This is a genomic window from uncultured Winogradskyella sp. (assembly GCF_947495255.1).
Lineage (GTDB): Bacteria > Bacteroidota > Bacteroidia > Flavobacteriales > Flavobacteriaceae > Winogradskyella.
Genome location: NZ_CANLYI010000002.1, coordinates 128,944 through 155,187 on the forward strand (window position 1 = coordinate 128,944; position 26,244 = coordinate 155,187).

A 26,244-nucleotide genomic window follows, 5' to 3' on the forward strand; every position below is an offset into this window, starting at 1 on the left:
TCGTGTCTTTTTTTGAAAATAAATACTTACAAAACATCAACTTTAATCACCTGCAATATAAACGTTTAACTAATAATATTTCAAAAAAACCTTGTTCAATTTAACGTTACCAATGTAGTACTTATTTTTGATTAAATCAATGGACCACCAAAGGTACTCCATCTCACCATTCTTTCCATTAAAAATATGCCATCCCAAGGAGATTCAAAATTTAACATTCTTCCCATCTCTGGACATCTCATTACGCCTTTATCAACTGCTTTTTCTGCAAAATTCAATGCTTTTTCTCCTATCGATGCCAAACCTATAGTTTGTATATTATCATCAATATGCTCTAAAGTTTCATCTATATGATCAACTGGATGAACCATAATTACTCTTGAATACACAGGAGCTCTTAAATTCTTATCTTCGGAATAAACAACTGTCCACGTCGTATCATCACTTGCCCAAACTTCTCCTTTAAAATCATATAAACCTCTTACAGAGTGTATAGCAGATATTTGCTCTACAGATGTCTCTCCTTTAGGTATTTGCACTGAAGTTTTCTCCATTCCTTGAGCTAATAAATTACAAAATTCTCTTGGAGATATTACGCCTCCACGTTCTATATAAAGATTATGTGGAGAAGCACAACCTGTTTGATCAAACACACTAGAATCTACAGCTACTTTTCTTGCTATTTTTTTTGCTTTTCTCTCTGTACTAAGTACTTCTTGAGAAATAACTGAAAAAGAAATCTTAGGTCCAAAAATAATATCTTCAGTATCATACATTGATGGGTAATTAGCGACAGTCTCTACAGCTTCTCTTCCTCCCCAAGCTATACGTACATTGGCAGATTTAGACATTAACTCACCTATTTCCCTATCTCTATGTGAAAAATAGACGACAGCAATAGTTTCTAATAAGTCATCTCCTTTAATAGTATAACCACCTTTTGTTGTAAAGCTTATGCCTTCAAAGGTTTTTAACAATCCGGCAAATACGCCACCATCTTTTGATGATATTTTAAGTAAGTTTACATTCTTTGTCATAATTGCTTGCAATAAAGCAAACATTCCTAAAACTTGAACATTACCAGCTAACCAATGACAAACTAAACCTTTTTGATTTGCTTTTAAAAATTGCTTGCGAGAACCATTTAATGGAATAAAACCATCTATATGTTGTCTGTTATTTCTAAGGCCAATTGTAGCAATTCTATTTAGATGAATCGGTTTAGCCCAATTAGCTAAAAACGACAATCCTTTTTCTTTCATTGCACTTAAATCACCTTCTGCAGTCATCCAAACTTTTGAAGCTTCGCCAATTAAGCCAATTAAGGCATCAATTGGTTGGCTTCTTAGCCATTCTTTTTTAGAATTTAAGTTTCTTATAATTTCTTTAAGCTGTAATTCTGTAGATTGAGACGTATCAATTTTATCTCCTTTCCAATAATGAAGTTCTAAATCTGATTTTACGGATGCTTCTTGTTCTTCAGAATCACCAGAAAATTTCAACTTACTTCCTAAAATATCACCACACCCTCGTACCTCGGCCTTTTTTAATCTACCTAAAATTTTAAATCGTGTTCCGTTTCTTCCAATTGGGCATGGTTCTGGGTTTACAACTCCCATATCATCAGTTAATACTACATTACCAGGATAAGAGTGAGGAATTGGAGATAAAAATTCCAAAACACCTTCTTCACCATCAGTCATAACTTCTCTAGTCACTGGGTTTCTTACAATTACCTCTGAATAAACTGGTGTATGCTTCCATCCACATTCGCAATCAGGATAATTTAATCCCATCTGTTCAGTAAATCCGTAAATATCTATAACATGTTCTTCTTTTACTGAAAACAGTTGAGACATTGCTTTATTAAACTGCGCTTTGCCAATCTTCTCACTTTCTAATTTTTTCCAACCTCCAATATGAATTATTTTAGACCCTTTGGGTAAATCAAACGTAATGCCTTTATCTAATAATGGCTTTACAACTTGAGCGTACAACATATAAGTAAAACCAAATACAACCATTGGTGTTTCCTTATCTAAAGATGCAATAAACGCTTTAGTTTTATCTACATTAAAAGAAACACTTTCATCAGAATCAGTATCCAATGCATAATTCACATCACTTGCAAAATTTAAATAGCCACCAATTGCAGCATATCTAGCTCCTAAAAATTTAATATTTTCTGGCTTAGGACTAACATCTACAACAATAAAAGGTTTTCTTTCTGCTCCAATAAAGTCTTTTATAACTTTAATCATTACTTTACCTTGTCGCTTAGCTGTAATTTTGTCTAAAACAACTGTACTAGGGACACCTGAAGTTGCAGATGATTGTAATGACAATTTAACTTCACTATCTGGAACAGACTTCAAATCCTTACCTAAATCCTTAAATACACTTACAGCAATCGGAGGTATTTGATCTAAACCTCCCTCAAAACTATGTGGATTAAAGTCTTTATTATCGCAAAAGCGCTGGTATTGTTCATTATTATCGTAATGGAACTTAATTTCATCCAACAATGCTTCCGTAAAAGGTACTTTCTTCTGTCCCTTATCTAATTCATAAGGATTAGTATTAATAAGATTATCTGTAATCGTTATATTTTTCATAGAGAAGCTTCGTTAAAAATATCCATTAAAAATTCTTTGTCCATAGGAATTGGGTTTCCTTGTCCACCTTTATCATTTAATGCTTGTTGGAAGAAAACATCATCAGCAAGAATCTGTTCTTTATTACTCCTCACTACATTTAATTCCTTCGTAAGATCAAAACCTGTTATAAATTCCTCTACAAAACCTAGTAAATCTTCCCCTTTTGCAAACCCAGAGTGTTTTGCTAACTGCTCAAATCTAGAATTTACAATTGGATTTTTAATATTCTTTTTAATTACTGAAGGTAAAAATATGGCTATTGCACTTGAATGAGATAATCCATAAGCAGACATTTGATGCGCTAATGCATGTGTTGCACCTACGATACAATGGTTTTGAACTAAACCAGCAAACAGCGATGCTAATTGCAATTTATTAATATTTTGCTCGTCTACACCTTTACTAATAACCTCATGGTACTGAGATATAATTTGAATAGCTTTTTCTGCATAACTATCTACCAACAAATTATCTATTGTAGACATATACCCTTCAATAGCATGCGATAAAGCATCTACCATTGAAGATAACAATATCTTTTTAGGTGCATCTATAATTAAACTGGCCTCTAAAACAATTATTTCTGGAATAAACTGATGACTAACAACAAACTCTTTAGTTTTTTCTGCGTCATTATACATTACAGAAGCAGATGAAATTTCAGCACCACTACCAATAGTAGTTGGCACTGCTACAAGTGTTGTTTTCCAGTTTAACATTGAAAAACTTGTTTCGTTGACATCAAAAAATGGAAACTCATAATAAGTTCTAACCATTTTTGCCCCATCAATCACACTTCCTCCTCCAATAGCTATTATTAAGTCTGGTCTAAATTCTTCAACCTTTTTAATTGTTGGGTTTAAGGTTTCTAAAGTCGGTTCTCCTTCCCATGTTTTTTTAACAAAGTTAACTTCAAATGAAGACATAGCACTTGAAACTTTTTGTTTATAATCTTCACTCAAACTAGAACCATGAATAACCACAACCTTAGAACTAGCGTAGGTCTTAAGTCCCATAATAGCATTTTCTCCAAAGAGAATAGTAGGTTGTTTTAGTAAAAATTTGGAATAAATTCCTTGAGGCTCCCACATAATTTATAATAGTTTTTGTCGTTGTATTTTTCCTGATTTGGTTTTAGGGATTTGATCAACCCATTGGTAAAAAGCCGGTATCTTATACGATTCTAATTTTGACTTTAAGAACTCATCGAGAGCATCAAAATTCTCTATTGTGCTACTCTTAACGATAAATGCTTTTACAACTTCACCCAAAATACCATTAGGATCTATAATACCAACACAAGCAGATTCTAATGAACTATCGAATTCTTGTATTTTAGACTCAACTTCAATAGGTGATAATTTCTTACCTCCAACATTTATAATCTCTTTATAACGACCTTTTAAATGAATATATCCATTATCATCAATACTACCGATATCTCCTGTTCTAAAATAATCACCATAGAAAAATTCGGTATTTGAATTCGTAAAATAACCCAAAGTCACATGGTTTCCTTTTATACAAATCTCACCTTCTTCTCCTGATGGTAGCGTATTTCCAGAATCATCTTTTATACTAATCTCAACATTTGGACTCGCCTTACCAATAGTATTTAAATATGAAACGTCTTCATGAAACTCCATAAAAGTAGACCTTGAAGCTTCAGTAAGTCCATAATGCATACAAATTCTTGTATTAGGAAATAGGTTTATTAATTCTTGCTTTTCTTCAGCAGACATATATGCACTTCCAAATTCAATATAATTAAGGTTTCCAGCAAAATCTTTTAATCTGTCTCCACTCATTTTCTGAATATAATGCCAACTTGCCGGCACCATTCCAAATCCTGAAATCTTTTGCTCTTCAAAAGTTCTAAACATGCGTTTCATATTGACAATACTGCCTAACAAAACTATAGTTCCTCCTACTGACAACACACATTTAATTCTGCCTAACCCAAAAGAATGACTAATTGGTAGAGCTAATAGTTCTATATCGTCACTATCATTTTGAATAAATGTATTGATATTATTTGCACTTGCAGCAAGATTACCATGCGTTAAAACCACTCCTTTTGGGTCACCAGTTGTACCTGTAGTGAACAAAATATCCGCTTCTCCAACATTGATAGGAAATTCAATTTGATTTGGGACTTCAATAGGTTCTATATCCTTTAATAAATCAAAATCAAAGCTCGTAATATGATCTTCACTCTGTAGTCCAATAATTAACTTAGGCTCAGTTTTATCTACTATATACGATAGTCTCTCTTTTTGAATTTGCTCATCTAAAGGAATAACTTTAGCTCCGATTAAATGAATTGCAAAATATGCATATATAAAATTTAGATTTTTATTTGCAGCAACAATAACTGCATCTCCTTTTTGAAGCGTATATTCTTTTTCTAAAAATAACTTAGTTGCCCATATATTTTGATAAAGTTCCTTGTAAGAAATAGTTCTTTTCTTATCAATTAACGCCGTTTTATTCGGCGTTTGTAAAGAATAGTTAAATATTTTTTCTTCAAGAGATACAAAATCCATATGCAATATTATTCAGAAACATGTTCCTCAACAGCTTCAATCATATCACCCACATCTTCTAAATCCATGATTACTTCTGGATCAAACTTAAAATCAAACTCTTTCTCTAAAGCTGAAATTATAATTATTTGCCCCATAGAATCCCATTTAGGAAAATCTCCTATGGCAGTATCCTCTTCAATTTTTGAAACTTCTATCTCTATAGAATCTGCTATAATTTCTTTAACTTTATTAGCTATATTCATTTTTCTTTTTTAATTTTTTTATTCTTAATTAATAGATTGGCAAGTTAAAGAAATTTCAATTTTCTATTCATGCTTTTTCATTTTTTTAGTCCAATAATATAATAACATCGATAACAAACAATAAGCGAATAAAAAAACAGCTACTTATCTAATAATTATGCATTTACATGACACAATAAGAAATAACTAAAATACCTTTTACTTAAGTATTTAAATTAAAAATAGAATTACAACAATACTGAATAAAATATAATCCTAAGAAGGCGTTAGAACACAATTTATATATTAGAGATTATCTCAAGTTCAATTATAAATCACCTAAAACAAAAGAAGCCATTACAGGCTCATGGTCAGATAATTGTGCTTCAAAGTTATTATGAGAAGTGATTTTTAAATCAGATAGAATAATATCAATTCTAAAAGGTAGAAATCTAAAATTAAAAGTATTTCCAAAACCAATACCCTCTTCTAAAAAACTATCTTTCATATCCCCTTTTATTATGTCATAAACATTTGAAAATTGTGTGCTATTAAAATCTCCACAAATAATTTTTTTGTGTTTTGTTAACAAACTATGCTCTTTTATCAATTCAGCCTGCTCCATCTGTTTTTGAAAAGCCAAATTCATTCTATTAAAAATATTCATTGGAACCTCCCTTTTTAACGAACCAGGACGAACCTTAAAAGACTCTAAATGAACATTATAAACTCTAATTGTGTCTTTTTTTATTTTTATATCTGCGTAAATAGCATTGTTGATTGTGTTTTCGAAATTAAATGAACCACTATCAATTATTGGATACTTAGACAAAATAGCTTGTAATGTAGATTTGCTAGAATCAGGAGTCAAATATTTATAGGGATAATCCACAAACCTATCATATACTATTCTGCTAAACTCTTGAAAACATACTATATCTGGATTTTGTTCTGCTATAAAATCGGCGATATCTTCACTTACATTTGGGTTATCATATTTATAAAAACCATCAAAGCTATGAGCATTAAAAGAAATTAAGTCAATTTCACCTCCTACCTCAATATCAGAATTACCAAATTTATAAAAAGTATCATTTACAAAGTAGCCAAAAACAAGAACAATTAAAGAAATCAATAACTTACGTTTTCTTCTCAGAAACCAGTATATTAAGAATAGCAGATTAAAAAGCACTAAATAAGGTACAAAAAAACCTAAAAATGAAAATATAAAAAACTTACTAACACCAATATATTGTCTTAAACATACAATTAATAAAAGCGTTGCAATTATTATGTTTAATACAAAAAATAGCTTCCTCTTTTTTACGAATCTTTTCACTTACTACTTTCCTTTAGTTTAAATTTTGCACAAAGATAGATATCTACATTTACAAACAAAAAGTATAAACCCCTTAGCTTTAAATATATAGAATTTAAAATCACTTTTAGTCCATTTATGAAATCAAAAAAGCCTTTCAATTTCTTGAAAGGCTTCTCTTATTTAGTAGCGGGAACTGGACTCGAACCAGTGACCTTCGGGTTATGAGCCCGACGAGCTACCTACTGCTCTATCCCGCGATTTTAAATCAAAACAGTTAACTTAGCTTTTAACTATCGCTTCATAATGGCGACCTAATTGTTTCGGAGTGCAAATATAATACTTTTTTATAAATACGAAAGACTATATAAAAAAATAACGCACTTTTTTTTGAACGTTATTTTACTTCTATTTATAGTCGTGTAATTTAATCTTCATCTTCGACATCTAAAGTTGCTAACGACCCTTTTAAATTTACTTCATCTAAGTCAAAATCAACGATATTAGGCAATGCTTCTTTTAATACAGCATAGTTTCCTTTAAACTGATTATTACTTAATAATAAAGTTTTTAATCCTTTTAACTCTGCTAACACTCCTGGTAAATTTCCGTAAAATGCATTATTAGACAAAACTAATTCTTCAAGTTCTGTTAACTGAGCTATTGAAGACGGAATTGTTCCGAACAAATTATTATCAAAAACACTTAATACTTTTAAAGATTTTAAATTTGAAATACTTGCTGGCAGAGTTCCCATTAATAAATTACTGCTTAGCATTAAACTTTCTAACTTCTTAAGATTACCTATTGAAGAAGGTATTGCCCCAAATAAATCATTATTATATAACTCTAAAGTTTTGAGATTCACCAAATTTCCGATATCAGTAGGAATTCCTCCACTAAAACTATTTGAAAATAATTTTAATTCTTCTAGACTCACCATATCTACTAAAGTATTTGGTAACTCACCTTCTAACCTATTAAAAGCTAAATCTAAAACTACTAAATTATTTAAATCCGAAATTGATTCTGGAAGTGTACCAACTAAGCCATTAAAAGTCATCTTTATAGCAACAACACTATCGTTTTCTATGGTTAATCCATACCACGAAGAAACTGGCTGTTCTAAATCCCAAGAATTAATCCAAGAATCACCATTAGTAGCGTTATATAAATCTACGAGTGCAGCTTTTTGGTTTTGAGAAACCTGTGCAAACGAAAATACTGAAACCAAACAGAATAGTAGCGTTATTTTTAGTGTCTTCATGGTAGTAGATTTTTGTGGAGGGACACAATAACAATACAAATATAGCAAATAAGACCTTTAACTGCAACATTTTTCGACGAACTACACACTGAAAAGTATAAAACCTTGATGTTTAATTAATTAACTATTACTATTGTTCAATGTTTTCAGCATAAAAACTAACAACATCTTGATTCTCAGCTACTATTGATACTTGAATTGGGTTACAACATATTTCACAATCTTCAATATATTTTTGATGTTTTTGAGACGCATCAACTAACATTGAAATCTGCTCCCAACAATATGGACATTGAAAGAAATACTCGTGCATTTAGTTATAAATTAAAATTGAACATTCAATAATTCTCCACTTATTTGAAGTACTTCTAACTCAGATAATTTCGCTGAAAACTTAGTCTGATTCCGACTTAACTCTGCATTTAACAAATTAACCTGTGCTTGTCTAAATTCTATAGAATTAACTTGCCCTATTTTAAATTTTTCTTGGGTGCGTTCAAAATTATTTTGAGCAGTAATAATATTTTTTTCTTGAATATTATATATCTCTAATTTGTTCTTATAATTATCCCAAGCATTATTAAAATCACGCTCTATATTGAGTAAAATACTTTCTTTTTGAAGCTGTTGTGTTTCAAGACTAATTTTAGCATTTCTTACTGTAGTTATCGTTGAGCCACCATCAAACAAATTCCAGCTTAAACTTAAACCCGCAGACAATCCTGTATTGGTAGAAACAGCTAATAATGCCACTGCATTGTTATTGTTTTTGTTCCAACCATACGAACCAGATAAACCAATTGTAGGCAAATAAGCTGATTTACCAGAATTAATATCTAGCTTACTAATTGAGATATTTTTTTCGACTTGTAATAACGCTATGTTACGAGATTTTGCTTTTTCAAATAAAATATCTTTTTGAAATTGAAGCGTAAAATCAACATCTGTCTCAACACCAAAATCAATAGTGAAAGATTCTCCTAACACTAATTTTAAATCACGTTTTGCTATTTTTAAATCTTGTTTTGTGTTTATTATATTGATACTATCCGTGTTAATATCAACTTCAGCGTTCAAAACAGCCAACTTAGTACTCTGACCATATTCAAATTGATATTGAGCTCTTATCAATCGATCTTTGGTATTATCTAAAGTCTGTTCTAGGGCATTTAAATTATCTGAAAGTTGAGCTACGTTATAATAAACTGAGAATAATTGTAGAATTGTTGATTCGATAGTTGCTCTAGCCTCTAATTCTGATAACTTATACTGCTCTTTTAATCGTTTGTAATTATAACGTCTTCCTAAACCATCAAAAAGTGTATAATTTAAACTTACACTAGCATTATAGTTAGAACTCTCTGCTCCATTTAAAACGGCATCTGGTCTTCCGTCCGAAAATTCGGCTTCCGTATTATCTAAATTATAATTTGCACCCGCATTTGCTGTTATTGTTGGTAAAAATTCAGAATTAAGGATACTAGTTTTGTTCTCTGCAATGGTCACTGCATTATTAGCAATTTTAATACCATAGTTGTTTTCTAAAGCTAAAGCTACTGCTTGTTCTTTAGTTAAAACTTCTTGTGCCTGCAGGCTAAAACCACAAAAAAGCACCACAGTTAATAGTTTTATTTTAGTGATCATCGGCTTCATTTTGCTCTTTAATTGCACGTTCAACTTCCTCTTTTGTAACATCATTTCCTGTTATTAACCATTTACTGTTTTTCTTTATTGTGTTACTAAATGATAAGAATAACGGCAAAACTAGCAATGTTAAGACGGTAGCATAAGCAATACCAAATGAGATTGAAATTGCCATTGGTTTTAAAAATTGAGCTTGTCTACTTTTCTCTAATAATAAAGGCGCTAAACCTGCTATTGTTGTTAATGATGTTAAGAAAATAGCTCTAAAACGAGACTTTCCGGCTTCAGACAATGCCAAATCAAAAGTCATCCCATCCTTTAAATTACTATTAAATTTCCCTATTAAAACCAATCCATCATTCACCATAATTCCTATTAAGGCAATGATTCCTAAAAGAGATAAAATATTCACTTGAAAATCTAGTAACCAATGTCCCCAAGCTACAGCTGTTAAACTGAATGGAATTAATAAAATTAGTAAGAAGGGTTGTGAGTAACTTCTAAATGTAAATGCAATAGTAATATAAATCAAAATCAAAATAATTGGACCTGCGACACCTAAAGAACCAACTAATTTATCTTTTTCTCGATTTTGCCCTTCATAAGAAGCATTTATTGTTGGGTGCTTAGATTGCAACTGTGGTATAAAAACAGTTTTAATATCATCCATTATATCTGTTGCACTTGTACTTGGGTCTTTTAAATCCGCATAAACCTGTATTTCTCGTTTACCTTCAAGGTGATTTATAGCAACATCACCTCGAGCAATACTATAACTTGCAATATCCTTTAATGTTACGCGCTCACCTGTTGGTGTAATAATACGCATAGCATCCAAATCATTAATAGAACTTCTATTATTTTTATCGTAACGCACCCAAACTTTAATTTCATCTTGTCCACGTTGAAAACGTTGTGCTTGAGCTCCAAAAAATCCTGAACGAACTTGCGTCATAACAGTTCTTAAATCTAGACCTAGTAAATAAGCACTTTCTTTAAGTTCTATACTTATTTCTTTAATACCTGCTGGATCATTATCTCCAATATCTTTTAATAAAGGATTAGATTCTAAATATTTTTTAAGCTCTAATTTTGAAGCTTTTAACTCTTCAATATTATTACTTAATAAAGATACTGAAACAGGACTTCCTCCAAAGTTACCACCAGAACCATAGATTAATCGCTCGGTACCAATTACAGGTCCTACTAATTCTTCTAAGCGGTTTGTAATTAAATCTGATTTTATTTCATCTGGGCGCTCTTCACCTGGTAACAAATTAATTCTTAATCTTGCGCTAGAACTACTACTAATTTCTACTATCGTATTCTCAAACAATTGCTTACCAGTACCTTTCAGATACTTTTCAGTAAGTTCTTTATTTACAATAAAAGATTTTTCTTCAATCAATGAAATAATAGAATCCGTAATTTTTACATTGGTACCTGCTGGCATTACTAATTCTATGTTTGCAGCATCGCTAGCTACTCTCGGAAACATAGTAACCCCAATCACTCCACCTCCAAGTGAACCAAATGTTAATACTAACAAGGCAACAAATACACCTAAAGAGAAGATTTTATATTTCAATACACGATTTAAAATAGGTGTATAAACACGATCTCTTAAAAAAGCCATTAAGCGATCTCCTCCTGTATTAATGACTCTCATAAATGAGAAAAACTTCTTTATTTTAGATGGATTCTCATCTACAACTTGAGATCTTAACGCCTTAGAATGTGCTAAATGGGCTGGTAAAATAATTAGAGCTTCTACCAAAGATACCACTAATGTAAGTATTACAATAACCGCTACTTCACTAAAGAATTCACCTATTCTACTATCTAAAAAGAAGAACAATGAAAAGGCTAAAAGCGTTGTAATAATTGCTGAAACCACAGGAGGAATTACTTCCATAGTTCCATCTATTGCAGCTTGAATAGGCTTTTTACCTTTTTCGTAATGTTGGTAAATATTTTCTGCAATTACAATTCCGTCATCGACTAATATCCCAATAACAATAATCATCCCAAACAAGGATAAGACATTTATAGTTACATCAAACTGAGCTGCAAAAATGAACATCCCTAAAAATGAAATTGGCAAACCAAAAGCAACCCACAACGCTAAACGCGTATTTAAAAATACAGATAGAAATAGCAACACCAAAATCATCCCTACAATGGCATTTTCTGTCAATAATTGCGTACGCTGCTTAAGTGTAATTGACCTATCATTCACTACATCTAATCTCACATTTTCATACTTCTGATTGTATTCTTCAATGTAATCATTTACCTTATCTGCAGATGAAACTAAATCTTCATTATTGGTACTTGTAATAGATATGTTTACAGCTAAATCTTGATTAAAATAAGTTGCATTAGGCGTTTCAGAAAAGCGATCTCTAACAATTGCAACATCTTTAAGTCTTATTACCTTTCCGTCTGGTGTTGCTCTTACAATTATATTTAATAGCTCTTTACCGTAATATTGCTTGTTATTGGCTCTAATTAAATATTCTTCTGCAACAGTCTTTACATTTCCTCCTGTAACTAATATATTAGCACTACTTACTGCTGTCGCAACATCACTAAAAGTTAAATTATAGGCTAATAAATCTAATTCATTGACTGCAATTTCAATTTCTTCCTCAGGAAAACCTGAAATTTCAATTTGAGATATTCCATCAATAGCACGCAAGTCAGTCTCTACTTGTCGTGCTATCTGTTTCAAGGTCACTAGTGGAATACCTTTTCCGCTTAATGCAAAAGAAATCGTTTCTCTAACAGCTTCTTGTTTAGAAACCACTAAAGGCTCCATTCCTGTTGGAAAAGACGGCACTCGATCTACAGCATTCTTAACTTCGAGAAGCATAAAATCTAAACTCTCACCTTTCTCAATTTCTACTGTAATTGACCCACTATTTTCTCGAGATGTGGATGTTACTCTATCTACACCTTTAAGTCCTTTTAAATTATCTTCAATCTGAAGCACAATTCCTTCTTCTATCTCTTGAGGTGATGCTCCAGGGTATGCTATGGAAACATTAATGATTTTTGATTCTGTGAGCGGAAAGAATGACGACTTTAAGGATAAAGCTCCAATAATACCAAACACAAAAAATGCAAGAATAAAAACATTTACTGCTACGTGATACCTGATAAAATATTCAATTATTTTTCTCATTATTGAATAGAATCTGTTGTTGAATTGTTACGATTTACACTTTTAACATGCATACCAGCATAGGCACCAGGAACTGGTTTTCTTAATATAATTGTTCCATTTGGCACTTCTTTCAAAATCACTTTTTCATTTGAAAAATGAGCCGGTTTAACAGAAATTACATCTAACAAACTATCATTAATTACATATATCTCTTGACTATCTAACAATAAGTTTCTGTCAATTTCAATTGCATTTTCAATTTTTTCAGCATTTAAATTAGCTTCAAGGTACATGCCTTCTTTTAAATCTCGATGTTTTACTTCTATGTAAACCGTAATTGTTTGTGTTGTTGGGTCAATACTTCCATTAATACGAGAAACCACGCCTTCATAAACCTTAGTTTTATCTAAACTTATGAGACTTACACTTTCCCCTTCTCTTAAAATATCAGCAAAAGATTTACTAATTGCTACTTCCATCTCATAAACAGATGGGTTAATGAACTCTCCTAGTTTTTGACCGTTTCTAACTAAAGTTCCTTCTGTTACTAGTGCTTCTGTTAAGATACCCGAAAATGGTGCTGTAATTCTATATTTAGTTAATCGCTGTTCTAAGTTTTTTACGTTGTAATATGCACTAACGATGCCACGACCAGTAATAAAATAGTTCTCTTTCTCTCCTGAAATCTCTGGAAGTTTAGGTGTGCTTTTATTAATATCAAACCCATTTAAATACGCTTGCCATTTAGGGTATACTTCAGAAAAATCTAATCGTAAATCTGGCATAATAGCGGCAATACTATTGTACAAGCTACTTTTTGCAGATTGCACACTTGCATAATATTCTGAAGCATCTAAACGTATTAGTGTTTCACCTTTATTAAATTTTTGGCCTGGTTTAAATAATTTAGAACCCGTTTTGAAGATTCCTTGTACCTCAGAGTACAATTCTACACGTTGCTTAGAAGTTAAATTTCCATTTGCAGAAATAACAACTGGTATTATTCCGTTTTTAACTGTATCAACGAGAACAGTTTTTACCACTTTAGGTACAACGGGTTTCGGTTTGTGCTTATTATCAATTAAATAATTAGCAAAAATAAAAGCGCCTACAATAAATGCGACGCCTAAAATAGATAATATGATTTTTCTTAACATAATGATATGGTCGGTAAATTGCAAATTTACCCATATACTAAAGCTAAGACGTTAAAAAAAACTTAATTATTAGCTTGAAATCTCATCTAAATCAAATTGTACAGACTCCCAATCTGTCATTAATTTTTCTAAAGATTTTTTCTTTGCTTGATAAGCATCAAAAAACTTAGGGTCAGATGCTGTTTTATCATAGTCTGTTGCCAGCTTAACATCATCTGCTTTTATATCTTTTTCTAATTGATTAATTTTAGATTCAATATTGCTAAGTTTATTATTTAAAGACTTTAATTTCTTTTGATCTTCGTAACTCTGTTTATTGTTTTCTTTAGGTTTGTTAGCAATAACAGTTCTTTTTTCAGCTTCTCTTAAATTTTCAAGATTACGTTGATCCAAATAAAAATCAATATCCCCTAAATACTCCTTAATGTTTTGATCCTTAAATTCGTACACCGTATCTGTTAATCCTTGAAGAAAATCTCTATCGTGAGAAACTAAAATTAAAGTCCCCTCAAATTTCTTTAATGCTTCTTTTAGAACATTCTTAGACTTTATATCTAAGTGATTAGTTGGCTCATCCATTATCAAAACATTTAGCGGTTGCAATAACAACTTTGCTAAAGCCAAACGGTTTCGTTCACCACCAGAAAGTACTCTAACATACTTCTCAGCTTCCTCACCTCTAAATAAAAATGACCCTAAAATATCTCTAACCTTACTTCTATTAGTTTCATTAGCCGCATCAATCATTGTATCTAAAACGGTTTTGTTACCATCTAAATACTCTGCTTGGTTTTGAGCGAAATAACCAATTTGAACATTATGTCCTAAATTTAGTTTTCCCTCATGCTCTAGTTCTCCAACTATAATTTTGGCTAAAGTTGATTTCCCTTGACCATTCTGCCCAACAAAAGCCGTTTTAATCTCTCTTGGCACAGATAAATTTACATTATGCAACACTTGTAAATCTCCGTAGCTTTTTGAAACGTCCTCAATTTCTACCACAACTTTCCCTGGCGTTACAGATACCGGAAAATTTAAAGACATTACACTATTATCATCTTCATCTACTTCAATTCTATCAATCTTATCTAATTTTTTAATTAGCGATTGAGCCATTGTAGCTTTAGAAGCTTTAGCTCTAAATTTTTCAATTAATTTTTCAGTTTGTTGAATTTGCTTCTCCTGATTTTTTTGAGCAGCTAATTGCTGAATCTTCATTTCCTTTCGCAAAGCTAAAAATTGCGTATATGGCTTACTGTAATCATAGATTCTACCTAATGATATTTCAATAGTTCTATTGGTTACATTATCTAAAAACATCTTATCGTGAGACACAATAACAACTGCTCCATTATAACCTTTTAAGAAATTCTCTAACCAAATAATAGATTCAATATCTAAGTGGTTTGTTGGCTCATCTAAAAGTAATAAATCGTTATTTTGAAGTAAAAGCTTTGCTAATTCAATTCGCATTCGCCAACCACCAGAAAACGTATCGGTAAGCTTATCAAAATCTTCACGCTTAAAACCTAAACCCTGAAGAATCTTCTCCGTTTCACCTTGATAATTATAACCTCCTAATATTTCGTATTGATGCTGAATATCATTCAAATCTACCATTAACTGATGATAGGCTTCACTTTCGTAATCTGTACGCTCTGCTAATTGGATATTTATTTCTTCAAGTTGTGCTTCACATTTTTTAATTTCCTTAAATGCCTGATACGACTCTTCTAAAACCGTTTTTCCTAAATCGAAATCAATATCTTGTTTTAAAAACCCAATTTTCATATCCTTATCAGCAGCAATTTGACCTGTATCAGCTTCTTGCTCTTTAGATAAGATCCGAAGCATAGTAGATTTACCTGCTCCGTTTTTACCAATTAAACCTATACGATCACCAGGACCAAGTTTAAAAGTAATTTCTTCAAAAAGATATTCTCCTTGAAATGATATAGAAAGATTATGGATATTTAACATAAGTGATTTGAATAATACAATTGATTTTTTGAGTCACAATTGTTACAATGCGTTAACTATAAAATTTTATCTTTGCATTGTCTTAAAAAACGCAAAAGTAAAGGTTTTTAGTTATGATTAGAAAAGGAATGAAACTTTATAGTATTCTTTTTGGCGTATGCCCAAAATGTCACCAAGAATCTATGTACGTTAATAAAAACCCTTATGTACTTTCTGAGACTGTAAAAATGCACGAAAAGTGTTCTCATTGTAATACAAAATACCAGATAGAACCTTCATTTTTCTACGGATCTATGTATGTAAGTTATGCGGTTGGTATTGCTTTTGCTGTAGCTGCTTTTATTATTAGCTATAATATTTTAGAATCTACTTTAACGACTGCATTTATAGCCATTGTAGCAACCTTAATTTGTTTTTTCCCAGTAATTATGAGGCTCTCTCGTAATATTTGGATTAATATTTTTATGAGTTATGATAAGACGCTAGTAAAAAAGTAAGCACTTATCATAATTAACAATTATAGAATTAACAACTAGGCTTTATTAAAACCTTTGTACATCAATTTCATTATCTAAGAATTCATTGTTTTCAATTAACCTAAAGAGTTTTTTAGCCGCATAAGGGGCAATCATTACACCTCTTGAGCCCAAACCATTAAGGATATGTATATTCTTAAATTCTGAATGTGTGCCAACAACTGGTCGCCTGTCTACAACTGTAGGTCTAACAGCTGCAACATGATCTACAACTTCTACATCACAATTAATAAAGGTCTTTAATTTTGAAAGTAATTCGTTTTTACCTTCTTCTGTAGTAACTTTAGTCTTGTCCTTCCAATTGTAAGTTGAACCTACAATATATAAGTCATCACCAAGTGGAATAACAAACACGGAAGATTTTATAGCAAAGTCAATCTTTAAGTTTGGTGCTTTTACGGTTAGTACTTCACCTTTTGTTCCATTTATTGGGACTTCTTTAAAGAATGGATTTTGTTTCACCCCAAAACCTTCTGCAAACACAATGTGCTTAGCACGTAAGTTTTCGTATGTAATTCCCTTCTCGTTATTCTCTAATTGGTCATAAATAAAGTCAACTTCAAACAAGCTATTATTCCCTTTCAAAAACTTTTTATAGTTAGATATTAGTGTTTCTGTATCAATTCTGCCAGCTCCTAAAACTTCACCAAAACCAAAAGAAGCTTCTATACAATCATTAGAATTTTTAATCAATTTATCAGAAAGAAAGGATTCTATATTTGGTTTATCCATGGCATTAAACCACAAATTTTGCTCTTCTATTGAAGCAAAACGCCTCTGAATTTTAAGTTTATAATCAACTTTGATGTTAAGTTCTTTTTCAATTTTAGCATAATGTGGTAATGCTATATCCAATTGCTCTTTAGCTTTCCATACTGCAGAGAAACGTTTTAAAATAACAGGATTATATAAACCTGCCGCTACTAATGATGACTTCTGTGAGTTATTATCAAACACCACAAAACTCTTGTTATTAGCTCGTAATTCCTCGCAAAAAGCAATACTTGCTAATCCACAACCTACTATGATATAATCAACTTCTTTCATAATAACAAAAGTAAAAAAGTATAATTGATAAACCGTTTCTTTAGTTATACATTATGAAGTTAAAATCACCTTCACTACTCGCTATTTTTTAGTTTTAGGAATAAAAAAAACGCTCACTTAAAAGTGAGCGTTTTTATAAATTATGTTGTAGCCAATTAGTAGCTCCACATATCTTGTTCAAAATTTCTAATTTTGTCTTTGATACGCTCAGATTCTAAAAGTTGCATTAATGCATTTTCAGCAACATATTCTTTTACTTCTCTATCACCATAAACATTTTCTTCTTTATAGATAACAGAACTAAAACGTCTACTATTCAATAAATGATCGAATGAAAGTGGTACTGCACTATTCTTATTATTGAATGCTTTAGCTTCATGAAGAATATCTCTTACTTCTGGAAAAAATACCCAAAATAATCCGATAGGTTCTTTATTAGCTTCATCATCAGAATCAATAAAGTTAACATCTGGTGCAGCAGGTGCGATTGCTAAAATACGATACTTTAATTCACCTTGACGTTTGTCAAAATACCATAATCCTTTTACTAAATAAGAATTAATATCAGCTGCTCCTATCTCACGACGAATTACATATTCTTCTGGCACTTGAGATGTATCTGAAACTCCTTCAGCATTCATCCACTCAATACCTTCATCAGTAATAAACTCAGTTTTTAAAGAAGGCGCTAAGTCTTCCATGGTACGCTCCTCTGTAAAATATGCATCAGCATACACCTTTGGAATCGTTCCATCTTGAATATTAGACATCAAAACTTTAAATAATGATTTTCTATCATCCCCTAAGTTATCTTCAATAGGAAAATATAAAGGGAAATTAGCACGTTCGTCTAAGACAATCTTTTCCCAAGTCATTTTAGAAAATAAGATATCTCTATCACCAACATATCCATATTCTAAAGGCTTATCGTTATCTAGAAGTAACTGCGCTTCAGTTTTCATACCAATCTCTTCTGGTATTTTCGCATTTAGGATATTAGCCTGAGCGAACATTGTGTTTGCAGCTAAAACTCCTATTCCTATACATAAAAAGCTTTTTAAATTCATCTTATTTTTTATTATAATTTGGGATTTTCTTTAAATGATAACGTTTGCTATCATAATTAATTATCGATTAGTTTGTTACTTCAACAGCTATTGGAGAAACACCTTTTAATCTATAACTACTATTTCCTTGTATTTTAGCAGTGATACCAAAAATTGTAACCACATCACCTTTTTTAGCTCTCTTAATTGCTGATTTTGCTTGACTATTCATCTTTGTACCAGAAACTAAAACTGTAGGTTGACCAGGAACTTTAATTTTAAATGATGTTACGTTAATTGGTAAATCGAATACAAAATCATCCAACTTAGCACCAACAGTACCAATTTCTAAATTACGTTTTGGTAATTTAACAATACCGTCCTTACCAGAAATTGTACCTGTAGGCTTAGGAATATCTTTAATTCTAAACGTCTTTTTATCATTTGCTGAAGAACCATCGTCTAAAGTAGCAGAAACATTAATAGTAACTTCTCTACCAGAACCAGGATTCATAACATACTTTCCTTTACCTGCTGGCTTAAGACCAGCACCAGTAGCTCTCACTTTATTATCAGGTACACCTGCAAAAGAAATTGTCATTGGGTTAGCAACACCACGATAAACTACGTTCATCTTATCTGCAGAAATTGTAGCAGAATTAGGTCTTGGCACAACAACATAGTTACCAATAATAGGAATATCTAAAGGCTTACCGTCTTCAATAAATGTAAATTTACCTTCAACTTGGTGCTCACCAACATTACCTACATTAAAGTCTAACTTTGCAGCTCCAGTAGAATCAATAGCGTTTGTTAGATCAATTTCTTGACCTTGAACGTTTAGCTTAGTAGGTGTAACATTAGCATATTTACCTAATACTACTCTACCTTGAAACTTCTCTCCTGCAAAGAATGCAGATTTATCAGCTAAGATAATTGCTTTATAGTTTTTTAATGATACTGCTTCAGTAACTAAGTTTCCTAAGAAACCATTGTACATATTAGTTTCTGTTGCTTTAACATCATTTTGCATTGCAGTTAACTTTGTGTAAGATGCAATAGCCGGGAAACCTTGGAAATGGTAATCTAACCAGTTCTTTTTTGCTCCTTCACTATCTGTAATTGGATCTAAGCTAAAACGCTTTTCAAAACTCTCAATTACTTTAGACCATTTTACGTCGTCACCAACAATTTTCTTGATATCAGCTTTATACTTTTCGATTGCTGCTACAATTGCATCTCCTCTTTTAGTATATCGATCACCTGTAAACCAAAGTTCATCAAGCTTATCGCCTTTATCCATTTCTTCATAAGGTAACTCACCATTTTCTTCTCTAACGTATCCTCCTTTTTTTACAATATCTTCCTCTTTAACAGTTTCAATAAACTTATAAAATTCATCAGATATTTTACTGATTTGTTGTGCTTTACTTGCTACTACAGCAAATTCTTGCGGCTTCTCTTCAGCTTTTTTCTCTAATTGAGAAAGTATTCCTTCGTTTGAAGTTGCAGCTAATTCGTTAGCGCTATCAAACTTAGTGTTCATTAAACCAAATGCAGATAATACTTCTTTTGACATGGTCATTGCAATCATTGCAATGAATACCAAATACATTAGGTTAATCATTTTTTGCCTTGCGGACTGTTTTCCTCCTGCCATTTCTAACTAGTTTTAATTTTGAATTAATTAATTAAATCGATTATAAAACCAATTAGTTTTTATTCATTGCAGTTAACATACCACCATATACACCATTTAAAGATGAAAGATTAGATGCTAAAGATTGCATTTGCTCTTTTAATTTAGTAGCATTTTCTACTGCTTCTTCGTTAATTGCCGCTTGTCTGTTTGCACTATCAACCTGTACTTTATAAAGACTATTTAAAGACTCCATTTGTGCGGCTGCCAATGACATTTCTTCACTGTATTTCTTTTGAGCTGCCATAGAATCTACTGTCGGAGAGATTCCTTTTGCTGCACCTTCAAAGTTTTTAATACTATCACCTAAGCTTGCCATAAGCGCACCATCAATTTTAGCATCTTTTAATAAGTTGTCTAATTTTTTAGATAATAAACCTTCAGCATCTTTAGGCTCTTCTAATTGTTTCTTCTTACCTCCTAAAGACTGACCTCCTGCTAATTCAGGATATACTAATGACCAATCTAAGTCATCTCCTTGCTTTTCAAAAGCTGAGATTGTAAATACTATTGCTTCAACAATCATTCCTAATGTAAGGATAAGAGATCCATAAGGCCAGTGTTGGATTTTAAATAATGCTCCAATAATTACAATTGCAGCTCCAAGTCCGTAGACCATATTCATTGTTGATAATTTCTTTTGTGCCATGATTTTAAATTTTAGTTTTTTAATTGAGTTTGGTTGTTTGACTCAATTAGGGATTAATATAAAGTTTAAGTTAAGTTTAATTAATTTGTAGCTGTATTGTTAGTTACTTCAGTTCCCATATAATCTTGAACTGTTCTAAATCCAATATAACTTCTTGCAGAATCTGCATATTCGTAATCTCTAGAACTTACTTGTAAGAAGTAAGCAACATCTTTCCAAGAACCTCCTCTTACAACTTTACGTGCATTGTTAGGATCATTTACATTTGGATTGATTGATGATGCATATTCATAAGATGCAGGATCATAAGAACCATTTACCCATTCTGATACGTTACCAGCCATGTTATATAAGTTGAAATCATTAGGATCATAAGCATCAGCCTCTACAGTATATAAAGCTTGATCAGCAGCATAATCTCCACGTAATGGCTTAAAGTTAGCCATAAAACAACCTCTATCGTTTTTAGTGTAAGGTCCACCCCAAGGATATGAAGCACCTTGTAATCCACCACGAGCAGCATATTCCCACTCAGCTTCAGATGGTAATCTATAAGAGTTCACAGCGTGTACGCCTCTTTTCTTTCTATCTGCGTTATGGTATAATGTTCTCCATTGACAAAATGCTTGTGCTTGTTTCCAAGACACACCTACTACTGGATATGCTCCATAAGCATCATGCCAGAAATAATCATTATGCATTGGTTCATTATAAGAGTATGCGAAATCTCTAATCCAAGCTGTTGTATCTGGATACACTTCTACTTCTTGTTGTACAATAACTTCAGATCTTTTTAAACCTCTGTTTTTTGCCGCTTTTTGGATATCCATGTATGTATATTGAAACTTAAATTGTTTCACATCCCAAGTACGTTGTCCATTATAAGACTCTTCTATAGGTAAATACATACCGTCCATTACCTCAGCATACAATTCATCTGGATAATCATCTGTGTTTAGAACTAATTCTGCATCATGATTAATCTTTCTTTGCTCATTACCATAGGTATTTTGCATGTAGCTTTCGTAAGCGTTAAGATCTTCTGGGTTTGCATCTTTATAAGCAAACTCTCCAATATCTCCACTACCAGGTGTTTTTCCTTCTAAGTCAGCCATCTCAGCTAATTTTAATCTTAAAATAGAATCTCTTACCCATTCTACAAATTGACGGTACTCGCTATTTGTAATTTCTGTTTCATCCATATAAAATGCACGAACAGTGGCTGTTCTTGTTGGTGCATCTTGCACACCAGCTAAATCATCATCTGATTTTCCCATAATAAAAGCTCCACCAGGAACAAGTGTCATTCCGTAGGGCTTTTCTGGGTGCCAGGCTTTGCCTTTAACTCCTACCAATTGGCCACGGTCTCCAGAATTACAACTGGCTACCAAAACTAGTACTGTGGTTAGTAAAATAAACTTCTTAATATTCATAGTAACTCGAGGTTAAATTAGTCATTATTATTTTTGAGGTCGTAAACATATTTATATATTTTCGAATAAACAACTTTTTTTGCATTTTTTTTGCATTTCATCCCTAAAATAAGCATTTCGTCGACTAAAAAAACGTAAAAATCCGACAAAGTGCACAATTTAGAAGCTATTCTTCCTATAGGCCTTAAACCAGCGCTCTGGTATTTCACCCTGTGTTGCAAGCACATAATCGGAGTGCATGCATGGTAATAACGTATGCTTTTTTAATTTATTATTAACATTTGGCAAAAAAGGAATTTCAATCCACCAACGACCTGTTTTTAAACTTTTATAAAAGATTAACTCATCGTCTTCTACCAATACATTATATTTCTGGTAATACTTTTCGTTATTAAACTCATCATCGTTAACACGACAATTAACACCTTCAATAAAATACCAAATCATCTGGGCTACTAACATTGAAGTTGCACTATCATTCTTTGAACCTTGATATTCATAGATTCCAAATGATGACACCTTATTACTTATACCAGCATATCTGCTTATAGCACAAATCTCTTTTCCTGAAAAACCGTTAGGAGAATACTTTTGGTTATCACTTACTTCCGAAGCTCTAACAGCCTTTAAATCTACAGATACAATATGTGCATCTCGCAGCAAAGGCTCTACCTTATTAATGTTTCCTGAAATCTCACCCAAACGATAGGCCTCAAAGTACAACTTTTCTATGAGATCTATTTCCTCTTGAGAGTTAAAATAAGTTTGATATCCAATTGTTGCGTAGTTAAACAGATTGTAAGGTTCTTCTACAATCACTTTACCAACATAGCTATTATTCTTAATTGGCAAACTTGCATCGCCTAAATCGAAATTAGTATCCACACTAGCAATATTCACCATAGGCAACAAATCATCGTAAGCACGGTAATTTGCATAAGTCAAGTCCTGACTTCCTCCTAATACGATAGGAATGATTTTCTTTTCATACAAAACAGCAATGGCTGTTCTAATTGCAAAATAAGTATCTTCAACAGATTCTCCAGGCTCAATATCACCCAAATCGGCAAGCGTAGTATGCCAGTTACCTGGAAACAACGTGTAGAGTGTTTTACGTATAGTATCAAAATTAATTTGAGACCCTATATAGTTAACATCGTTTCGGTTTTCCTTAACGCCAATAATGGCCATTTTCACACCTTCTAAATCTGGAATCCCATTTTGGCGCGAATGAATCTTAATTTTTTTTCCTAGTGATTGTTGCGCTGTTAGTTCATTGTGAGCCAAAACCGCATCTGATACAGGCGTGAGAAAATTAAAATTCATAGTATATTACTTCTTTTTAGTCGTTGCTTTCTTTTTGGCTGTCGTTTTCTTTGTGGCTTTCTTTTTAGTAGCCTTCTTTTTAGGTGCATTTTTCTCGAGAATACCTAAAGCCTTTTCTAATGTCATTTTAGTAACATCTACTGTTTTAGCTAACTCTACTTTTTGCTTACCTTTTATAATATTGTGTCTTCCCCATCTTGCTTTCTCAACTCTTACACCTTCATCTTCCCAATTATGGATGACCTTATCTATTTCTTTTTGAATCTTCTCTTCAATCAATGTTACAATGTCTTCTTCAGATAGATTATCCCAGTCATACTTTTTATTAACATTGATAAACATGTTATTCCATTTTATAAATGGCCCAAATCTTCCTTTACCTTTAGTAACTTCTAAATCTTTATACATATATATAGGAGCATCTGCTAATTCTTTCTCCTTAATATACATAAGAGCTTCATCCATCTCAACACTTAAAGGATCTACACCTTTTGGTAATGAAACAAATTTCTTACCGAACTTCACATAAGGTCCAAATCGTCCATTATTAACTTCAACCTCTTCATCTTTATAATGACCTAAAGCTTTTGGAAGCTTAAACAAGTCCATAGCTTCTTCAAAAGTTATAGAACCTAATTGTTGGTCTGGAGATAAACTTGCAAATTGAGATTCTTCCTCATCGTCTGGTGTACCTAATTGTACTAGAGGTCCAAATTTACCTAAACGAACTAAGACCGTTCGTCCTGTTTTTGGATCTATACCTAAAATACGTTCTCCAGATTCACGTTCTGCATTTTCTTGTACATCTTCAACTTGTGGGTGAAAACCTTTGTAGAAATCCTTCATCATTTCTCGCCAATCTTCTTTTCCTTCAGCGATGTCATCAAACCTATCCTCTACTTTCGCAGTAAAATTGTAATCTAAGATACTTTCAAAATGCTTAACTAAAAACTCAGTCACTATCATACCTATATCTGTAGGTACTAGTTTACCTTTATTTGAACCTGTTTGTTCGGAAAGCGTATTATCTTTTATTTTTTGACCTTCGAAAACTAATTGCTTATATTTTCTTTCGTCACCTTCATTTGTTCCTTTTTCAACATAATTTCTATTCTGAATTGTAGAAATTGTTGGAGCATAAGTAGACGGACGACCAATACCTAACTCTTCTAATTGTTTTACCAACGACGCTTCTGTAAATCTTGAAGGTGGTCTAGTAAAACGTTCGGTAGCTGTGATATATTTATTTTGAAGTGCTTCACCAACTTTTAAATCTGGTAAAATACCTTCTTGCTCTGCATCTTCATCATCTGTTCCTTCTAAGTAAACTTTTAAAAAACCTTCAAAAGTGATGATTTCTCCATTTGCTGTAAATTGTTCGCTAATCTTATTTTTAGCATTAATCTGAATCTTTAGATTAGTACGTTCTAATTTAGCATCACTCATTTGAGACGCAATAGCACGTTTCCAGATTAAATCGTATAATCTTGCTTGATCACGTTCTGCGTTTACAGTATGGTTTGAAAAATCTGTAGGTCTTATCGCTTCGTGAGCTTCTTGTGCACCTTTTGATTTTCCTTTATAATTTTTTGGATTACTAAATTCTGAGCCATAAGCCGAAATGATTTCACTTTCTGCTCCTTTTTTAGCTTCATCAGATAAGTTTACACTATCTGTTCTCATATAAGTAATAAGACCTGCCTCATACAAACGTTGTGCATTAGTCATGGTTCTACTCACAGAAAATCCTAATTTACGGGATGCTTCTTGTTGAAGCGTTGATGTCGTAAATGGTGCTGCTGGAGATTTCTTAGCTGGTTTCTTTTGTAAATCTGAAACTTCGTAAGTTGCTCCTATATTATCGTTAAGAAATTTTAAGGCTTCTTTTTCTGAGTTAAAGTTCTTTGGTAATTTTGCTTTAAATGAATTTCCGTTTTCATTAGTAAATTCCGCATCTACTCTATAAGATGCTTTAGCTTCAAAAGCCTGCACATCGCGCTCACGTTCTACTATTAAACGCACAGAAACAGATTGTACACGTCCTGCAGATAATCCTCCTTTTACTTTTCTCCATAAAACAGGAGATAACTCATAACCTACAATACGGTCTAAAACACGTCTTGCTTGTTGTGCATCTACTAAATTATAATCGATACTTCTAGGATTCTCAATTGCTTTCTTTATCGCAGTTTTTGTAATCTCATGAAAAACAATACGCTTCGTTTTTTCTTTATCTAACTTTAAAGTCTCAGCTAAATGCCAAGCAATTGCCTCTCCTTCTCGATCCTCATCACTCGCTAGCCAAACAACGTCTGCTTTCTTTGCTAATTCTTTCAGCTTTTTAACAACATCTTTCTTGTCTTTTGATACTTGATACTTTGGCATAAAATCACCTTCAACATCAACACCTAACTCCTTAGATGGTAAATCTGCAATGTGTCCAAAACTGGACGCCACTTTATAGTCTTTTCCTAAAAACTTTTCAATGGTTTTAGCCTTTGCAGGTGACTCAACAATAACTAGATTCTTCGACATTCTTAAAATTT

General features: G+C 32.1%; 19 protein-coding genes and 1 tRNA gene. 1 reads left to right on the forward strand and 19 read right to left on the reverse strand.

What is annotated here, in order from left to right:
• Positions 1-131 precede the first annotated feature (131 nt).
• The 12 genes from Q0807_RS03285 to Q0807_RS03340 all read right to left on the reverse strand — a co-directional run bounded on the left by Q0807_RS03285 (position 132) and on the right by Q0807_RS03340 (position 15,962).
• The gene (locus Q0807_RS03285) at positions 132-2,615 is read right to left on the reverse strand and encodes an acyl-CoA reductase (RefSeq protein WP_299106342.1); all 2,484 of its coding nucleotides are present in this window, start codon (positions 2,613-2,615) and stop codon (positions 132-134) included.
• The gene (locus Q0807_RS03290; RefSeq protein ID WP_299106344.1) at positions 2,612-3,748 is read right to left on the reverse strand and encodes an iron-containing alcohol dehydrogenase; all 1,137 of its coding nucleotides are present in this window, start codon (positions 3,746-3,748) and stop codon (positions 2,612-2,614) included. The genes Q0807_RS03285 and Q0807_RS03290 overlap by 4 nt, the downstream gene beginning before the upstream one ends.
• 3 nt (positions 3,749-3,751) lie before the next feature.
• Positions 3,752-5,203: a class I adenylate-forming enzyme family protein gene (locus tag Q0807_RS03295; protein WP_299106347.1), complete on the reverse strand. Its 1,452-nt coding sequence runs from the start codon at positions 5,201-5,203 to the stop codon at positions 3,752-3,754.
• An 8-nt stretch (positions 5,204-5,211) separates the two neighbouring features.
• Positions 5,212-5,448 (reverse strand): acyl carrier protein, encoded by a 237-nt coding sequence (locus Q0807_RS03300; protein ID WP_299106349.1) that lies wholly within the window; start codon positions 5,446-5,448, stop codon positions 5,212-5,214.
• Between the two features lie 307 nt (positions 5,449-5,755).
• A complete protein-coding gene (locus Q0807_RS03305; protein WP_299106351.1) occupies positions 5,756-6,562 on the reverse strand; it encodes an endonuclease/exonuclease/phosphatase family protein in 807 nt (268 codons plus the stop codon).
• Positions 6,563-6,932: 370 nt separating this feature from the next.
• Positions 6,933-7,005 (reverse strand) — tRNA-Met (locus tag Q0807_RS03310).
• 167 nt (positions 7,006-7,172) lie between these two features.
• Positions 7,173-8,012 carry a Two component regulator three Y domain protein gene (locus Q0807_RS03315; protein ID WP_299106353.1) on the reverse strand — a complete coding sequence of 280 codons (840 nt, stop codon included), beginning with the start codon at positions 8,010-8,012 and terminating at the stop codon, positions 7,173-7,175.
• Between the two features lie 130 nt (positions 8,013-8,142).
• On the reverse strand, positions 8,143-8,325 hold the full coding sequence (locus Q0807_RS03320) for a CPXCG motif-containing cysteine-rich protein (RefSeq protein WP_299106355.1): 183 nt from the start codon (positions 8,323-8,325) through the stop codon (positions 8,143-8,145).
• Between the two features lie 11 nt (positions 8,326-8,336).
• Positions 8,337-9,656 (reverse strand): TolC family protein, encoded by a 1,320-nt coding sequence (locus Q0807_RS03325; protein WP_299106357.1) that lies wholly within the window; start codon positions 9,654-9,656, stop codon positions 8,337-8,339.
• Positions 9,646-12,843: an efflux RND transporter permease subunit gene (locus tag Q0807_RS03330; protein WP_299106359.1), complete on the reverse strand. Its 3,198-nt coding sequence runs from the start codon at positions 12,841-12,843 to the stop codon at positions 9,646-9,648. Before Q0807_RS03330 ends, Q0807_RS03325 begins: the two co-directional genes overlap by 11 nt.
• Complete coding sequence (locus tag Q0807_RS03335) at positions 12,843-13,982, reverse strand: HlyD family efflux transporter periplasmic adaptor subunit (RefSeq protein WP_299106361.1); 1,140 nt, start codon at positions 13,980-13,982, stop codon at positions 12,843-12,845. The genes Q0807_RS03330 and Q0807_RS03335 overlap by 1 nt, the downstream gene beginning before the upstream one ends.
• 69 nt (positions 13,983-14,051) lie before the next feature.
• Entirely contained in the window at positions 14,052-15,962 is a 1,911-nt protein-coding gene (locus tag Q0807_RS03340; RefSeq protein ID WP_299106363.1) for an ABC-F family ATP-binding cassette domain-containing protein, read from the reverse strand.
• A gap of 113 nt (positions 15,963-16,075) precedes the next feature.
• Here Q0807_RS03340 and Q0807_RS03345 point away from each other — a divergent pair, with 113 nt between their 5' ends.
• Positions 16,076-16,459 (forward strand): DUF983 domain-containing protein, encoded by a 384-nt coding sequence (locus tag Q0807_RS03345; RefSeq protein ID WP_299106365.1) that lies wholly within the window; start codon positions 16,076-16,078, stop codon positions 16,457-16,459.
• Positions 16,460-16,504: 45 nt separating this feature from the next.
• Here Q0807_RS03345 and Q0807_RS03350 read toward each other — a convergent pair whose 3' ends face one another.
• The 7 genes from Q0807_RS03350 to topA all read right to left on the reverse strand — a co-directional run bounded on the left by Q0807_RS03350 (position 16,505) and on the right by topA (position 26,233).
• Positions 16,505-17,545 (reverse strand): FAD-binding oxidoreductase, encoded by a 1,041-nt coding sequence (locus Q0807_RS03350; RefSeq protein ID WP_299106367.1) that lies wholly within the window; start codon positions 17,543-17,545, stop codon positions 16,505-16,507.
• Positions 17,546-17,700: 155 nt separating this feature from the next.
• Positions 17,701-18,612, reverse strand: a complete 912-nt coding sequence (gene gldN, locus Q0807_RS03355; RefSeq protein WP_299106369.1) for a gliding motility protein GldN — start codon at positions 18,610-18,612, stop codon at positions 17,701-17,703.
• A gap of 67 nt (positions 18,613-18,679) precedes the next feature.
• Entirely contained in the window at positions 18,680-20,251 is a 1,572-nt protein-coding gene (gene gldM, locus Q0807_RS03360; protein WP_299106371.1) for a gliding motility protein GldM, read from the reverse strand.
• Positions 20,252-20,303: 52 nt separating this feature from the next.
• Entirely contained in the window at positions 20,304-20,939 is a 636-nt protein-coding gene (gene gldL, locus Q0807_RS03365) for a gliding motility protein GldL (RefSeq protein WP_299106373.1), read from the reverse strand.
• Positions 20,940-21,019: 80 nt separating this feature from the next.
• Positions 21,020-22,372: a gliding motility lipoprotein GldK gene (gene gldK / locus Q0807_RS03370; protein WP_299106375.1), complete on the reverse strand. Its 1,353-nt coding sequence runs from the start codon at positions 22,370-22,372 to the stop codon at positions 21,020-21,022.
• A 159-nt stretch (positions 22,373-22,531) separates the two neighbouring features.
• A complete protein-coding gene (locus tag Q0807_RS03375; RefSeq protein WP_299106377.1) occupies positions 22,532-23,698 on the reverse strand; it encodes a formimidoylglutamase in 1,167 nt (388 codons plus the stop codon).
• Between the two features lie 6 nt (positions 23,699-23,704).
• A complete protein-coding gene (gene topA / locus Q0807_RS03380; protein ID WP_299106380.1) occupies positions 23,705-26,233 on the reverse strand; it encodes a type I DNA topoisomerase in 2,529 nt (842 codons plus the stop codon).
• Positions 26,234-26,244: the final 11 nt, after the last annotated feature.

Bases quoted from the DNA above. Each gene is read 5' to 3' on its own strand.
- gldK (WP_299106375.1), bottom strand. From the start codon at position 22,372: ATGAATATTAAGAAGTTTATTTTACTAACCACAGTACTAGTTTTGGTA.
- Q0807_RS03375 (WP_299106377.1), bottom strand. From the start codon at position 23,698: ATGAATTTTAATTTTCTCACGCCTGTATCAGATGCGGTTTTGGCTCAC.
- Q0807_RS03290 (WP_299106344.1), bottom strand. From the start codon at position 3,748: ATGTGGGAGCCTCAAGGAATTTATTCCAAATTTTTACTAAAACAACCT.
- Q0807_RS03320 (WP_299106355.1), bottom strand. From the start codon at position 8,325: ATGCACGAGTATTTCTTTCAATGTCCATATTGTTGGGAGCAGATTTCA.
- Q0807_RS03315 (WP_299106353.1), bottom strand. From the start codon at position 8,012: ATGAAGACACTAAAAATAACGCTACTATTCTGTTTGGTTTCAGTATTT.
- Q0807_RS03285 (WP_299106342.1), bottom strand. From the start codon at position 2,615: ATGAAAAATATAACGATTACAGATAATCTTATTAATACTAATCCTTAT.
- Q0807_RS03300 (WP_299106349.1), bottom strand. From the start codon at position 5,448: ATGAATATAGCTAATAAAGTTAAAGAAATTATAGCAGATTCTATAGAG.
- topA (WP_299106380.1), bottom strand. From the start codon at position 26,233: ATGTCGAAGAATCTAGTTATTGTTGAGTCACCTGCAAAGGCTAAAACC.
- gldM (WP_299106371.1), bottom strand. From the start codon at position 20,251: ATGGCAGGAGGAAAACAGTCCGCAAGGCAAAAAATGATTAACCTAATG.
- Q0807_RS03295 (WP_299106347.1), bottom strand. From the start codon at position 5,203: ATGGATTTTGTATCTCTTGAAGAAAAAATATTTAACTATTCTTTACAA.
- Q0807_RS03330 (WP_299106359.1), bottom strand. From the start codon at position 12,843: ATGAGAAAAATAATTGAATATTTTATCAGGTATCACGTAGCAGTAAAT.
- gldL (WP_299106373.1), bottom strand. From the start codon at position 20,939: ATGGCACAAAAGAAATTATCAACAATGAATATGGTCTACGGACTTGGA.
- Q0807_RS03350 (WP_299106367.1), bottom strand. From the start codon at position 17,545: ATGAAAGAAGTTGATTATATCATAGTAGGTTGTGGATTAGCAAGTATT.
- gldN (WP_299106369.1), bottom strand. From the start codon at position 18,612: ATGAATTTAAAAAGCTTTTTATGTATAGGAATAGGAGTTTTAGCTGCA.
- Q0807_RS03325 (WP_299106357.1), bottom strand. From the start codon at position 9,656: ATGATCACTAAAATAAAACTATTAACTGTGGTGCTTTTTTGTGGTTTT.
- Q0807_RS03345 (WP_299106365.1), top strand. From the start codon at position 16,076: ATGATTAGAAAAGGAATGAAACTTTATAGTATTCTTTTTGGCGTATGC.
- Q0807_RS03335 (WP_299106361.1), bottom strand. From the start codon at position 13,982: ATGTTAAGAAAAATCATATTATCTATTTTAGGCGTCGCATTTATTGTA.
- Q0807_RS03340 (WP_299106363.1), bottom strand. From the start codon at position 15,962: ATGTTAAATATCCATAATCTTTCTATATCATTTCAAGGAGAATATCTT.